This window comes from Amaricoccus sp., from assembly GCF_047602525.1.
Classification (GTDB): domain Bacteria; phylum Pseudomonadota; class Alphaproteobacteria; order Rhodobacterales; family Rhodobacteraceae; genus Amaricoccus.
Genome location: NZ_JASGHB010000001.1, coordinates 1,246,287 through 1,259,486 on the forward strand (window position 1 = coordinate 1,246,287; position 13,200 = coordinate 1,259,486).

The following is a 13,200-nucleotide window of genomic DNA, read 5'->3' on the forward strand; positions in this document are numbered from 1 at the left end:
GGTCCGACGGCGTGACGGGGAGCGGCAGAGGGTCCCCTTCGACGACGCGATGAATGAGCACTTGGTACACCCTCGTAGATACTGATCGCCGCATCGCCTGCCCTTTACGCGGGGCGGTGTTGCGGCGTGCCTTCCACTCGCTTCGCAGGCTGCGAGCCGAACACTCGCTCCGCAACCCGCGTCCCGATCGCGCGCAACCGGCGTGCGATCTTGCCGGCGAGGCCCGGCGGCCAGCCGAGTTCCCGACGGATCCGGCGCCGCTCCGACCAGGAGAGGCTCTTGAGCCAGTCGTATGGCTGGTCCGTGAAGGCCAGCACCTTGGCATCGGGCGGAGGCACTTCGCCGATCCGCTCGAAATCCGACGCCCAGGTGCTGCGGTAGCACACCGAGATATGGGGATCGTGCGCGTGCGAAAGCCGCGCCCGCCTGATCGACTGAAGATAGACCGTGTCGGAAATCGGCGACAGCTCCTTCGGCATCGTCGCCCAGGCCAGCATCACGCTCATCGCCGGACGGACGAGGAAGTAGCAGTTGCTGTCCACGTGCGTTCTGCCGTCGTTCTTCTCGTCGATGAACATGAAGCTGCCGTCCGGCCGGTGCATCGACCGGCCGGCGGTGCAGACGACGGCGCCCGTGCGCCGCTGCAGCGCCAGCATGTTGGCGACGTGATCGGGCTTGTACCAGTTGTCGGCATCGAGAAACGACACGGCGTCGTAGCCGGCGCTGAACGCCGAGAGGGCGCCGATCACCCGCGGCGTGTTGCCCACGTCCCGATGCGACATCGGCAGGGTGATGTGCTCGACGGCCCAGCCGTCCACGGCGGGGTTCGGAAAGCCGTCGGCAATCATGAAGTGATCGCAGGCAACAGTCTGCGCCAGGACGCTGTCGTGGCACTCCCGGAGCACCGCTTCGCTTTCCTTGTAGTATGGCGTAATGACCGCAACCTTCACGATCAATTCTCCCTCAGGCGAACATGCCCGCTTCGACGGACCTGCCTCAAACCGGCCGCTCCGTCTGGCTGGCCGCGCGCGGCGGCACGTCCGCCGGCCGGCTCATCGGGAACTCCCGCAGGCCGGAGACCTGCAGCGCCACGAGGCCGAGGAAGCTTGGGACCACCACGGCGTAGCGGCCGAACAGGCGGCGCGGTTCGCTCGCGAGGCGGAAAAGCCATTCGAACCCCGACCGCTGGACGAAACGGGGCGCCTGTTTCTTGGAGCCCGCGTGGAAATCGAAGGCCGCGCCGACGCCCATCAGCATCCCGGCGTCGAGCGCCGGCCGCATCTCGGCCATCCAGAGCTCCTGCTTCGGCGTGCTGAGTCCGACCCAGACGATGTCGGCCTTCGTCGCGTTGATCCCCGCGGCGACCTCCTCGGTCTCGGCCTCGGTCAGCGGGCGGAACGGCGGCGCGTAGGTGCCGACGATCTCCGCGCCCGGATACGCCTCGGTCAGCCGTGCCGCGAGCTTTTCCAGCACCTCGGGCGTCGTGCCGTAGAGGAAGTGCCGCAGGCCGGCCTTGCGGCCCTGGTCGAAGAGCGCGAGCATGAGGTCGGGGCCATAGACCCGGTCGGCGGTCTTGTGGCCCGCGCCCTTCAGCGCCCAGACCAGCGGCATGCCGTCGGGCGTGACGAGGAAGGCGCGATTGTGCGCGCGCTGCAACTCCTCGTTGTTCTGGCAGCGGACGACGCCATGGACGTCGCGCAGGCAGACATACCCCTTGCGACCGGCGGCGATGGCATCGAGGATGCTCGAGACGGCGGAGCCCATGTTGACGGCCGAAACGCGGACGCCGAGCAGGTTGATCCAGGGCACAGGGTGCCGATTGAAGCCGGCAGGAACCGCGGGCGCAGCGTCCAGTTCCTCGGCCGCCTCGACGGAGATCGTGTTGTGTCGCACCGCTTTATCCGATCCGATTGACTTGGTATCACAGTCAGACTAGGGCCGCGCGCCGCTCGCGGGCAGTCGGCAAATCGACGTAGCACCGACCGTCGGGGATGACCCAAGGGCTGATCCGGGTGAACGTCCGAGTGCATCGGCGGGGCTGTACGGCGCGGCGAATTCGCGCGCTCAGGCCGGCGCGAACGCATGGAATGGTCCGGGGAGCGCGCATCGGGCGTGGCTGCTTCGTGTCGGCGGGCGGGCTGGTCAGCAGCCGCCGGCGGCGCAGCCGGCGGGCCCGACGCGGTCGAGGGGGAAGTCGCCGATGCCGATGGTACGGGCCGGGGCGTCGGCGCGCAGGCGGTAGTCGCCCTGGGCCGCATCGACGAATCCCGCCTCCGCCACCCGGCTGCCCGCGTCGAGCCCGGCGCGCTCGGCATCAGCCGGCGCGCCATAGCTGCCGTGGCCGAGGATTTCCGGCCAGACCTTGAAGCTGCGCTCGTCGATCGCGCCGGCGTAGATGTTGCCGGCAAAGCGGGCGTAGGCGGCGCCATGGCCGGGCGCGTAGAGATAGGTGAGCGGTGTGCCGGGCGTGTCGACGGACAGCAGGTTGCCGGAGACGAGGTTCGCCTCGCCCCACGCCGGCGTCCAGTCGCGGCCGGTGCCGTCGTCGATCCGGATGGCGGAGCCGGTGCCGCCCGCGACGACGTTGCCTCGGATCACGTTGGACCAGCCGCCGTTCACGCCGATCCCGGCGACGTTGCCGAGCACGAGGTTCGAGTCGATGGTCACGCCGCTCGCCTTGCCGTCGAGGTAGATCGCCCAGCTGATCGGCGTCGGCCACTCGTCGACGTTCTCATAGCGGTCGGGCCAGAAGGTGCCGTCGGGGTGGTTCATCAGTTCGCCCGTGCCGGTCACGAGGTTGTGGCGGATCACCGTGCGCAGCGGATCTGCCTGCGCGCCCATCATCTTGATCGCGCCGCCGTCGGCAGTGTCGCGATTCGCGTCGCGGACCTCGTTCAGCTCGATCACCGCATCGTAGACCGCATCCTGTGGCCCCCAGAGCGAGCCGCCGGCGATGCCGAACTGCGCCGCGCGCTCGATCAGGTTGTTCGCGATCCGTGTGCCGGTCGTGGCCTGGAACCAGAATCCCGGCGGTCTCGAAATAGACTTCGCCGACGTCGTTGATGCGGTTGCCGGCGATCAGCGCGCCGTCGGAGCGGCCGAAGCTGCCATAGTCGGTGCCGAGGTAGATCGCATTGCCGGCGACGTGGGCGATTCGATTGCCGGTGATCGTCGCGCGCGGGCTCTCGGTGACGTGGATCGCCACGCCGACGTTCTCGAAGGCGTCATCCTCGATCCGCACGTTGGCCGAATGTGCCACGCGGATCGCGCCGCCGCCGCGGGTGTCGGTGCCGAACTTGCCCGACCCGGCCGGTGAGCCGTCGCGCAGCGACAGGCCGCGCAGCACCATGCCGTCGGCGCCATCGAGCGACAGGAGCGTGGGCAGGGTGCCGGCCGCGAGCGTCGCGGGCGAGGCGCCCGGGGCCGCGACATAGCGCAGGCGGGCGTTCGGGCGGTCATACCACCACTCGCGCGGCGCATCGAGAAACTCGGGCCGGCCGGCGAGGAAGTAGCGGCTGCCGTTGCCGGTGAAGAAGTACGACGTCCCGAGCATGGTCGCGGCGTCAGCGTCCCGGTCGATCGCCGTCACCGGCAGGGTGTCGCTGCCCCACTGGCTCGACGGATCGAAGCCGCCGACGATGTGGACGACAAGGCCGTCGGTCCCGGAGAGTGGCGGGATGTCGCCGTCGTGGAAGTGAAAGCGCAGGTTGCCGCCCCACTCCTCGCCGGCGGGCGGCGCGGCGGCGAAGAGCCAGCCGTCGCGGGGACCGGCGCCGTCGGGCAGGTTCGGCCAGCGCGCTTCGACCTCCGGGCGGCCGTCGGCGAAGAGCGCGCCGGGCGCGATGTCGTCGGGCAGCGGCAGGGGGGCCGACCAGCGGCAGTCGGCGTCCTCGGTCCAGCCGGTGATCCGCGGCCCGCCGTGCAGCACCGGGATCTCGCCCGGCGCCGCGCGCAGGGTGAGCCCGCGGTCCTCCGGGCCGAAGGCGACGGGCGCCGCGAGCCAGTAGTCGCCGCCCCGCAGCACGATCGCGTGAACCCCGGCGTCGGCGCGGGCGAGGTCGCGCGCGCGTTCGAGCGTGGCCACGGGGCCGTCGGTGCCGGAGGGGGCCGGCGCATGCCCGCTCCACGCATCGCGGCCGTCCGGCGCCACGTAGATGGCATCGGCCTCGGCCGCCAGGCCTGGCAAAGCCGCCGTTGGCGCGGCGGCCGACAGGGCGGGAGCGGGCGGGACGCAGGCGAAGCGCGCACCCGGGGCCACCGTGGCCGTCTGGGCCCAAAGTGCGACGCCGGCCACGCCGGCAACCACCACGGCCGCAATCGAGACCAGGGCCGTGCGCCAGCGCCTAGCCATCATTGAAATCCGGCAGGCCGCCTTCCGGGCCGCGCAGGGAGATCATCAGGATGACGGCGGAGAACAGGGTCCAGAACAGATCGTTCGGGACGAGGAAGATCGCCTCCGTCAGGTTCATCACCAGGTACATCCCGATGAAGACGTTCAGCCACAGCCACCCCTCGTAGGGCCGGGCGCAGTAGAGCGCCGCCCCCTGCCAGAGCGCCCGGGCGAGCACCGTCGCGAGCGTCAGCAGGCCGACGACACCGAGGCCGAGCAGCATCTCGCGATACCCGTTGTGCGCGTGCGGCGCCTCCCAGCCGATCTCGGCCCAGATGCGCCAGGCGTCCGGGTTGCCATCGGACCAGAACGCCGCAAAGCCGTAGCCGAGCACGAGCTTCTGCGAAATCATCGCGTCGACCAGCTTCCAGAGCGGCACCCGTCCGGTCAGCGTCGCATCCTTGCCGAGCGCCTCGAGCAGCGGCACCAGGAACTCGCCGAGCGCGAGCAGGAGCAGCGCCACGAACTGCAGGAAGACGATGATGAGCACCAGCCGGCTGGTCCCGCGGCTGCGCCCGAGGGCAAGGTAGAACCACGCGAGGCCCGCGGCCGCGGTGGTGGAGAGCAGGCCGGTCATCGACTTCGATGCGAGCAGGCAGACGATGCTCGCCGGCAGCGCCAGGAGCCCGAGCAGCCGCAGGCCGTGCGCCCGGTCGAGCAGCATCATCCCCGACGCCACGGTCGAGAGCGCCGCGGCCCACCCCAGAACGTTCTTGTGGATGAAGACGCCGCGCGCCGAGCCGTCCATCATCCCGAGGTGCGGCACCGCGCCCATCAGCAGCACGCTCAGCACCATGCAGGGCGCAAGGACGGCCACGATGAGCAGCAGCAGCTGGCTCGGGGTGAAGCGCGTCGCCAGGACGTAGGAAAACAGCATGGTGCCGAGCAGGCCGATCCCGCGCCGCAGCGTCACCGACGGCCCGATCGACCACAGCACCGACAGGAAGGGCAGGGCGAAGAGCAGGAGCATCGGCAGGTTGCGCCGCATCGCCGCCAGAAGCTGCGACGGATGCCGCATCAGCAGCACGGCCGAAATGCCGTAGACCGGCAGCGGCAGCAGGCGGAGCAGCGGCCGGCTGGCATCGTCGACGGTGGTTCCGCCGCCGGTGAGCAGCAGGGGAAAGATCGCGCCGCTGAGAAGGAAAAGGCAGAGCCCGGCGCCCAGCCACTCGACGGTCCGCCAGCTCACGGCGGGGCCGTAGGCGCCGCTTTCTTCCATGACACTCATGCCCGGCGCCCCCGCCCGGGGCACGATCTGACGCAACAGCTCGACAACACCTGATACCCGCACGGCTCGACAGCACAGCCCGCAGGATCCTCCGACGGACGCCGGCCGGTCAAGCGGCCGCGTCGGCCCGCCGGCCTCATCCGAATGGTCAAGGTGATGGCGACCGATCGCCATGGTGTCGTTCGAAGGGGTGAGCTTTGGCGGCCGCTTTCCCCCAGTGGCCACGTTCCCGGGTCGCCGCCCCGACGCTAAGGTGCCACCAGTATCCGAACGAGTGGACGGGTTTAAACCAGTGCCAGGTCTGTCCCGAGTGAAATCGAGCCTGCGCCCGACGCGGCTCCTCGGTCCTGCGCTGCTGCTCGCCTCGGCGATGCCGGCCTGGGCCGACTATCTCGTGCAGCGTGGCGACGTGCTGTTCGTGTCGATCGCCGAGGACCGCGACGCGGGCCGCGACGCGAAGGTCAACGCCGACGGCCGGATCATGCTGCCGCACATCGGCGGCGTGATGGCCGCCGGCAGTGATCTCGACACGATCCGGGATCGGATCGAGTCGTCGCTGAGCGATCAGGGGATCATCCGAAAGCCGACGGTGGTCGTGGAGGTCTCGACCTATCGCCCGGTCTATGTCGGCGGCGCCGTGGCCCACCCGGGCGCGATCGGCTTCGACGTGGGACTGACCGTGCGGCAGGCGCTGGTGCTCGCCGGCGGCATCGACCGGTCGAACGACCCGAAGGTGCCGACGACCGAGGCGCTGCTCGAGCTGAAGGCGCGGTTCAAGACCAACGCGGCCGAGCTCGTCGACGTCGATGGCCAGATCGCGCGCCTGAACGCGGCCCTCGCAGAGACGCCGACGCTCGATGCCTCGACGGTGCACGAGCCCGGGATCTCCGCCGAGGACGCCGCGCCGATCCTGGCGCTCGACGGCGATCTCCTGCACGACCAGCTCGCGAGCCGGGCGGCGGATCAGGCGCATCTCACCGACCTCGTCGGCCTCGTCGACTTCGAGATCGACACCCTCACCCGGCAGGCGACCCTGCAGGAGGCGGAACGGCAATCGCAGCAGCTGGAGGTCGACACCGCGACCAAACTGCACGAGCAGGGGCTGCTGCCCCTGCCGCGGGTGCAGGAGCTGGAGCGCGAGCGCTCGCGGCTGCAACGCGACCTGCTGGAGAACCAGTCGTTCGCCGCCCGCGCCCGGCAGAACAAGGCGTCGAGCGAGTACGACCTCGAAATCGGCCGACGCGAAATGGCGCGCCGACCTGCGCGAGAAGCTGCGCGACGCGCTGCTGCAGCGGATGAAGCTCAAGGCCGAGTCCGAGGTGATCGCGGGCAGCCTCGTGTCCGTCGGGATCTCGCTCACCGACGACAGCACGCTGCAGGCGCCGGTGCCGGAGGTGGTCATCCACCGCACCGTCGACGGTCACGACCAGACCTTCGATGCCGACATGGACACCGAGACCCTTCCCGCCGACGTCCTCGACGTCGCAGTCGCGACCGGGAGCGCAGAATGAACCAGGCCGTCGTCCCCGCTCCGAAGGCGTCCGCGCCCCGGCTGAGCGTCATCATCAACAACTACAACTACGGCGGCTTCGTGGCGCGCGCGATCGACAGCGTGCTGGCCGAGCGTCACCCGCAAGCCGAGATCGTCGTGGTCGACGACGGATCGACCGACAACTCGCCCCGGGTGCTCGCCGGCTATGCCGACCGGATCACGCTGGTGCGGCAGGCGAACCAGGGCCAGGCCGCCGCGATCAACGCCGGCGTGCGCGCCGCGCGCGGCAGCATCCTGCTGTTTCTCGATGCCGACGACTGGGTGCTGCCCGGGCGGCTGGCGGCGGTGGATGCGGCGTTTGCCGCCGCCCCCGGGGCCGTTCTCGTCTATCATCGCCTGCAGCCGATGCGGTCCGACGGCACCCACCTGATGAAGACCATCCCGCGCACGCTCGGCCGCGGCGATCTCGCGCCGCAGATGACGCGCAGCGCCGGCTGGTGGGACTTTCCGCTCACCTCCGCGCTGGCGGTGCGGCGGGCGGCGTGGGACGCGGCCGGGGAGATCCCGCCGGAGTTCCGCATCTCGGCCGACGCCTGGATCGTGGGAATCGTGCCGTTTCTCGGCCGCGTCGTCGCGCTGCCCGACGCGCTCGGCGCCTATCGCATCCATCAGAACGCCTGGTTCCGCGCCGACGAGGACGCGCCGATGCTGCGCAAGCGCATGGCGCACTGGAAGGCGACGGTCGACGTGACGAACCGCTGGCTGATCGCCCAAGGCCGGCCTGAACGCCTGAGCCTCGCGGACCATCATCCCTACCACCTTGCGGCGGCGCGGCTCTCCGGGGTCGATGCGCGCGAGCGGCTCGGCCTGCTCCTCGCCGGCCTTGCGTTCGGCGGCGAGGCCAATCTCGCGCGCCGGGCGAAACGCGCCCTCGCCACCGCCCGCAGCCTCCCGTCCCGCGGCGCTGGTGCCGCGCTTACCGAGTGATCCGAATGAAGCCGCTCCTTCTCGTCTCGGAGATCGAGGACTACACGATCTCCTTTGCCAACGGGCTCGCGCAGCACGTGCCGGTGGTGCTCGGCGTGCCGGCCCGCCGCTACACGAGCTTTGCCAAATACTTCCATTCCGGCGTCGACCTGCGCCTGCTCGACTGGCCACGGCACTCGAGCGCGAAGAACCCCGCGTTCCTCCTGTCGCTCACCCGGCTGGTGCGGCGCGAGCGGCCGAGCATCGTCCACCTGCTCTCGAACAACGTGCTCTGGCTCAACTTCGCCGCTCCGCTCTGGCGGCCGATCCCGCTCGTGACGACCGTCCATGACGTCGAGATCCATCCCGGCGACAACGAGACCAACGTGCTGCCCGGATGGGCAACGACGCTGATCGCCCGCCAGTCGGACGGCATCGTCGTGCACGGCGAGAGCCTGCGCTCGCTCGCGGTCGATCGGTTCCGCAAGCCGTCGGATCGGGTTCACGTGCTGTCCCACCCGTCGATCCAGCACTACACCGCGCTCGCCGCGACCGAGGGGCTGACGCCTGCGGCCGATCGCCCGTTCACCGTGCTGCTGTTCGGCCGGATCATGGCCTACAAGGGGCTCGCCACGCTGCTTCGCGCCGAGAAGGCGCTGGCCGGGCGGGTGCCTGACCTGCGCATCACCATTGCAGGGCGCGGGGACGATCCGTGGTCGCTCCAGGCCGAGATGGGCGATCCGGCGCGCTATGACGTGCGCCGCGGCTGGATCGAGGACCGCGACGTCGCGCAGCTGTTCCTCGACGCCGACGTGGTGGTGCTGCCGTATTCCGAGGCGTCGCAGAGCGGCGTGCTGAACCTCGCCGCCGCCTTCGGCAAGCCGGTGATCGTGACCGACGTGGGCGAGCTGCGTGCCACCGTCGAGCCGAACGGCATCGGCCTCGTCGTGCCGCCGGACGATCCGGGCGCGCTGGCGCAGGCCATCGCCTCGCTGGCGGAGCAGCCGGAGCGGCTGGCGGCGCTGGGCCATGCCGCACGCATCTGGGCCGACGGTCCAAACGCTCCGGAAACTGTTGGCGGCCATGCTGTCGATCTCTATCGCCGCATCATCGAGGAGCGCGCCAGATGACCGCCACCGTGCGCCACTACGTGTCCGGCGGCCGCGAGCGCGGCGGCGGCATCGGCCGGCTGGTCGGCAACATCGTCGACGCCGCCGCGGCGGAGGGGATCGGCCACCTCGTGACCGACACCCGCGGCCCGCGCTGGTCGGTGCCGGGCTCGCCGCTGCGCCTGTCGGCGGCGCTCGCCGCGCTGTCGGCCGACCGGGTCGCGGCTCCCGGCCGGATCCAGCACATCCATGTCGCCGGCCGCGGCTCGACCGCGCGCAAGCTGGTGCTCTCCACCGCCGCCCGCGCCATGGGCATGCCCTACGTTCTGCACCTGCACGACTACGACTATGCCGCCGACTTCACCCGGCGCCCGAAGCGGCAGCGCGAGGCGATCCGCCGCATGTTCACCGCGGCCGAGCGGGTCATCGTCCTCGGCCAGCGCGACGCGGGCACGATGACCGACCTGCTCGGCGTGCCGGCGTCGCGGGTGGACATCCTGCACAACTGCGTGCTCGATCCCGGCACGCCGCCCGCGCGCCTGCCGCGGGCGGTCCCGGGCATCGTGTTCCTCGGCCAGCTCAGCGAGCGCAAGGGCGTGCCCGAGCTGCTGCGCGCGCTCGCGAGCCCGCTCCTCTCCGGTCTCGAGTGGCGCGCCGTCCTCGCCGGCGACGGCCCGGTCGCGCGCTACCGCGCCGACGCCGATGCACTCGGCCTCGGCAACCGGGTGTCGATGCCCGGCTGGCTCGGCGAGGCCGAGACCCGGGCGCTCTGCGCCAGCGGCGACATCCTGGTCCTGCCGTCGCACTCCGAGGGCATGGCGATGGCGGTGATCGAGGGGCTCGCCCACGGCCTCGCGGTGGTGACGACCCGGGTCGGCGCCCACGACGAGGCGATCACCGACGGCAAGACCGGGCGTTTCGTTCCCGTCGGCGACCCGCCGGCGCTTGCCGAGGCGCTGGCGCGCCTCGTCACTGACCCGGCGGAGCGCGTCCGCCTCGGCGTGCAGGGTCGCGCGCTCTTCCTGTCCAGTTTCAGCATGTCCGCCTACATGCGGCATCTCGAGGGCGTCTACGCCAGCCTCGTCGAGACGGCCCGCACGATCGCGGCGGAGTGAGTACCAGTATGACACACTTCGACAAGCTCTCCCGAACCATGATCCGCCCGGCGCCCGCTCCCGCGCAGCTCCGGGAGGACGAGCTCGACCTGCTCTCGGCGTTCCGGCTGGTGCGCCGGCGGATCTGGCTGATCCTGATCGTCGGCGCCGTGCTGACCGCGCTGGCGCTGCCGTCGATCCTGTCGATCCAGCGGCCCTTCTACGGCCAGTCGCGGCTCCTGATCCAGCAGCCGCTGACCGGCGCGGTCGGCACCGACACCGGCGGCAAGCCCGCGGTGCTCGACCCGAACACCGAGATCGAGCGCCTGCTCGCCCGGCCGATCGCCGTGCGCATGGTGCAGGAGTTCCATCTCGACCGGCTGGAGGAGTTCAATCCGACGCTGCAGCCGGTGCCGGTGCTCACGACGTGGATCGACGCGGCGAAGCGCTGGGTCAAGGGCGAGGCCGAGCCCCTGCCGCCGAGCCAGGCCGACATCATGGAAGCGGTCATCACCAACTACTACGACGGCCTGGAGGTGCGCCGCAGCGGGACGTCCGACGTCATCGAGATCGGATTCAGCTCGCTCGACCCGCAGCTCGCCGCGGACATCCCGAACGCGCTGGTCCGCGTCTACCTCGAGGCGCGCGAGAGCGGGGTCCGCGACCGGGTGGACGAGGCGGAGGCGTGGCTCGAGCCGCAGCTGAAAGCCCAGCAGGACCGGCGCGATTCGGCGCTCGCCGCGGTGAAGGCGTTCCGCGACTCGTCGGGCCTCGTGTCCGACGACGCGCGCATCGACGCCGCCCGCACGATCTCCACCCTGACCGCGCGGCAGGCGGGGCTCGCCACCGAGGCTGCCGATACGCAGGCGACGCTTGCTGGCCTGCAGGCGAAGCGCGGCACGCCCGACGCCGCGCAGGCCGTCGACAGCGACGCGATGGCCGCACTCCGCCGCACGCAGCAGCAGCAGCAGAGCCAGCTCCAGCGCCTGCTCGAGGTCTACGGCGAGAACTATGGCCAGGTGCTCGATGCCCGGAGCGCTCTGCGCGAGACGCAAGCGTCGATCTCGGGCGAAGTCGACCGGACGATCCAGGCGTTGCAGTCGAAGCTCGCCTCGATCGACCGCGAAACCGCGTCGAACGCCACCGGCCTTGACGAGGCGCGCTCGGAGCTGGCGCGGCTGAACGGCTTCCAGAACCAGCTTGCGGGTCTCAGCGCCACCGCCGAGCGCGAGCAGAAGGCCCTCGACCAGCTCGAGGACCAGCGTCGCGAGCTGCAGCGCCAGGGCGACGTCCCGGTCGCCGAGGTCGAGATCCTGTCGCCGGCCGCCGTGCCGCTGCTGCCGTCGGGCCGGAGCAAGCTCATCTACCTCATCGGCGCGATGGTGGCCGCGGGCAGCGTCGCGCTGACGGTCGCCCTCGTGCGCGAGATGCTCGAACTCCGGCCTGCGCAGCCCGCAGCAGCTGGCGCGTCTGCCCGGCGTGACCAGCGGCGGCCTGGTGCCGGCCCTCGGCAAGGACGAGGTGGCGAATCTGCGCGAGACCCTGCGCAAGCGCCGCGGCGGCATGTTCGCCGAAGCGGTTCGGGGCCTGCTGCACGCGCTCGAGCGCAGCAACGGCGACGTCATGCCGGCCAGCGTCCTCGTCACCTCGGCGCTGCCGGGCGAGGGCAAGTCGACGCTCGCGCTCGCGCTCGCGCTCGAGATTGCCGCCGGCGGGCGCAAGGTGCTGCTCGTCGACGCCGACCTGCGGCAGGGGCGGCTCGCGGAGGTGTTCGGCGCGGCGGAGGCGCCGGGCCTGCTCGACCTGCTCGCGGGCGAGGCGAGCGTCGAGTCGGTGATCCGTCACGATCCGGAGAGCCGGGTCGACTACATCACGCGCGGCAACGCGGAGGGCTTCGGCGCCCTGCGCGAGGCGCGGCAGCTCGCCGATCTCATGCGGCTGGCCGAGGCGCGGGGCGCCGTGGTGATCTTCGACAGCGCCCCGGTGCTCGCCACCACCGAGACGGCGATTCTCGCCGGTATCGCCGAGCGGTCGCTGCTCGTGCTGCGCTGGGGCCGGACGCATCGGCGGGCCGCCGACCTGTCCGTGGCCCAGATCGGCGCCCAGACGTCGGGGCCGATCGTCGCGACGGTGAACGCGGTCGACCTGAAGCGGCACGCGCAGTACGGCTTCCACGACGCCGGCATGTTCGTCGACCGTCTGGCGAAGTACTACCCCGAGCGGCGCTGACGCTCGGGCGGGGCAGGGGTCAGTCGGCGGTGCCGCGCAGATCCCGGCACGCGGCGCGGAGCTTCGGCTCCGCGGCCTTCCTGAGCTCGGCCTCGATTCTCGGCGCGAAGGCGGCAAGGATCGGGCCGAGGCTGCCACCGAAGTCGGTGAGCCGGACGTCGAGGGCGTCGATGGCACAGTCGGCGAGGGCAAGCTCGGCCTCGGCCCGCACGGTCGCGGCCGCGTCGCCGGAGATCGCCGCGCCGGGCGAGGTCTCGCAGGCGAGCCGGCCGTCGAGGTCCATCGACAGCCGGTCGCCTTGCAGGTGGACGGTCGCCGTGTCGAGCCGGACGTCCTTCAGCCGGTCGACGCCGATCGACACGCCGAACTGCTTGGTGCGGAGCCCCTGGCACGGGTTCTGCGCCGCGATCAGCTCTTCCACCACCGTCCGCTCCGACGCGCCGGCCGCGGTCCCGCCGACCACGACCACCGCCGCCAGCGCCACCAGTCCGAGAAGAAATTTCGTGCCGCGCATCCGCCGCCTCCCTGCAGGGCCGCGCCTGCCCGCGGACGTCCGGGCAGCGGTCGGGCCGCGCCGCGACGTTCCGGCCACTGGTCGGGGGCGTCAAGACGCGATCGGGCGAGCGTGATGGCGGACGGGCTTTCGCGGGGGAGGGCGGTTCGAGACCGGACGGGGCCGGCCGGCGGGACCA

At 71.4% G+C, this 13,200-nt stretch carries 11 protein-coding genes; 4 read left to right on the plus strand and 7 right to left on the minus strand.

All coding sequences use genetic code 11. The annotated features are described in order from the left end of the window. Positions 1–104 precede the first annotated feature (104 nt). From QM699_RS06605 to QM699_RS06625, 5 genes are all read right to left on the minus strand, one after another. Positions 105–950: a glycosyltransferase gene (locus QM699_RS06605; RefSeq protein ID WP_415010374.1), complete on the minus strand. Its 846-nt coding sequence runs from the start codon at positions 948–950 to the stop codon at positions 105–107. A gap of 46 nt (positions 951–996) precedes the next feature. Further along, positions 997–1,893, minus strand: coding sequence for a WecB/TagA/CpsF family glycosyltransferase (locus QM699_RS06610; RefSeq protein WP_415010375.1), 897 nt, complete (start codon positions 1,891–1,893; stop codon positions 997–999). 249 nt (positions 1,894–2,142) lie between these two features. Further along, positions 2,143–2,841 (minus strand): hypothetical protein, encoded by a 699-nt coding sequence (locus tag QM699_RS06615; protein WP_415010376.1) that lies wholly within the window; start codon positions 2,839–2,841, stop codon positions 2,143–2,145. Further along, positions 2,732–4,351 carry a right-handed parallel beta-helix repeat-containing protein gene (locus tag QM699_RS06620; RefSeq protein WP_415010377.1) on the minus strand — a complete coding sequence of 540 codons (1,620 nt, stop codon included), beginning with the start codon at positions 4,349–4,351 and terminating at the stop codon, positions 2,732–2,734. Before QM699_RS06620 ends, QM699_RS06615 begins: the two co-directional genes overlap by 110 nt. After that, positions 4,344–5,618 (minus strand): O-antigen ligase family protein, encoded by a 1,275-nt coding sequence (locus QM699_RS06625; RefSeq protein ID WP_415010378.1) that lies wholly within the window; start codon positions 5,616–5,618, stop codon positions 4,344–4,346. The genes QM699_RS06620 and QM699_RS06625 overlap by 8 nt, the downstream gene beginning before the upstream one ends. A 310-nt stretch (positions 5,619–5,928) precedes the next feature. Between QM699_RS06625 and QM699_RS06630 the strand changes: the two genes are divergently transcribed. From QM699_RS06630 to QM699_RS06640, 3 genes are read left to right on the plus strand one after another with little or no spacing between them, the layout of a single operon-like run. After that, positions 5,929–8,097 (plus strand): glycosyltransferase, encoded by a 2,169-nt coding sequence (locus QM699_RS06630; protein WP_415010379.1) that lies wholly within the window; start codon positions 5,929–5,931, stop codon positions 8,095–8,097. 5 nt (positions 8,098–8,102) lie between these two features. After that, positions 8,103–9,206: a glycosyltransferase family 4 protein gene (locus QM699_RS06635; RefSeq protein WP_415010380.1), complete on the plus strand. Its 1,104-nt coding sequence runs from the start codon at positions 8,103–8,105 to the stop codon at positions 9,204–9,206. Then, on the plus strand, positions 9,203–10,300 hold the full coding sequence (locus QM699_RS06640; protein WP_415010381.1) for a glycosyltransferase family 4 protein: 1,098 nt from the start codon (positions 9,203–9,205) through the stop codon (positions 10,298–10,300). Before QM699_RS06635 ends, QM699_RS06640 begins: the two co-directional genes overlap by 4 nt. Here QM699_RS06640 and QM699_RS06645 read toward each other — a convergent pair. Continuing rightward, positions 10,255–11,793, minus strand: a complete 1,539-nt coding sequence (locus QM699_RS06645) for a hypothetical protein (RefSeq protein WP_415010382.1) — start codon at positions 11,791–11,793, stop codon at positions 10,255–10,257. The two genes, QM699_RS06640 and QM699_RS06645, sit on opposite strands and share 46 nt — an antisense overlap. Between QM699_RS06645 and QM699_RS06650 the strand changes: the two genes are divergently transcribed. Continuing rightward, positions 11,759–12,508, plus strand: a complete 750-nt coding sequence (locus tag QM699_RS06650; RefSeq protein WP_415010383.1) for a CpsD/CapB family tyrosine-protein kinase — start codon at positions 11,759–11,761, stop codon at positions 12,506–12,508. The two genes, QM699_RS06645 and QM699_RS06650, sit on opposite strands and share 35 nt — an antisense overlap. Positions 12,509–12,527: 19 nt before the next feature. Here the strand turns inward: QM699_RS06650 and QM699_RS06655 are convergent, their stop codons facing one another. Beyond that, positions 12,528–13,022: a hypothetical protein gene (locus QM699_RS06655; protein WP_415010384.1), complete on the minus strand. Its 495-nt coding sequence runs from the start codon at positions 13,020–13,022 to the stop codon at positions 12,528–12,530. Positions 13,023–13,200: the final 178 nt, after the last annotated feature.

Excerpts from the sequence above, each read along its gene's own strand:
- QM699_RS06615 (WP_415010376.1), bottom strand. The coding sequence starts at position 2,841 with ATGGGCGCGCAGGCAGATCCGCTGCGCACGGTGATCCGCCACAACCTC.
- QM699_RS06620 (WP_415010377.1), bottom strand. The coding sequence starts at position 4,351 with ATGGCTAGGCGCTGGCGCACGGCCCTGGTCTCGATTGCGGCCGTGGTG.
- QM699_RS06625 (WP_415010378.1), bottom strand. The coding sequence starts at position 5,618 with ATGAGTGTCATGGAAGAAAGCGGCGCCTACGGCCCCGCCGTGAGCTGG.
- QM699_RS06635 (WP_415010380.1), top strand. The coding sequence starts at position 8,103 with ATGAAGCCGCTCCTTCTCGTCTCGGAGATCGAGGACTACACGATCTCC.
- QM699_RS06640 (WP_415010381.1), top strand. The coding sequence starts at position 9,203 with ATGACCGCCACCGTGCGCCACTACGTGTCCGGCGGCCGCGAGCGCGGC.
- QM699_RS06655 (WP_415010384.1), bottom strand. The coding sequence starts at position 13,022 with ATGCGCGGCACGAAATTTCTTCTCGGACTGGTGGCGCTGGCGGCGGTG.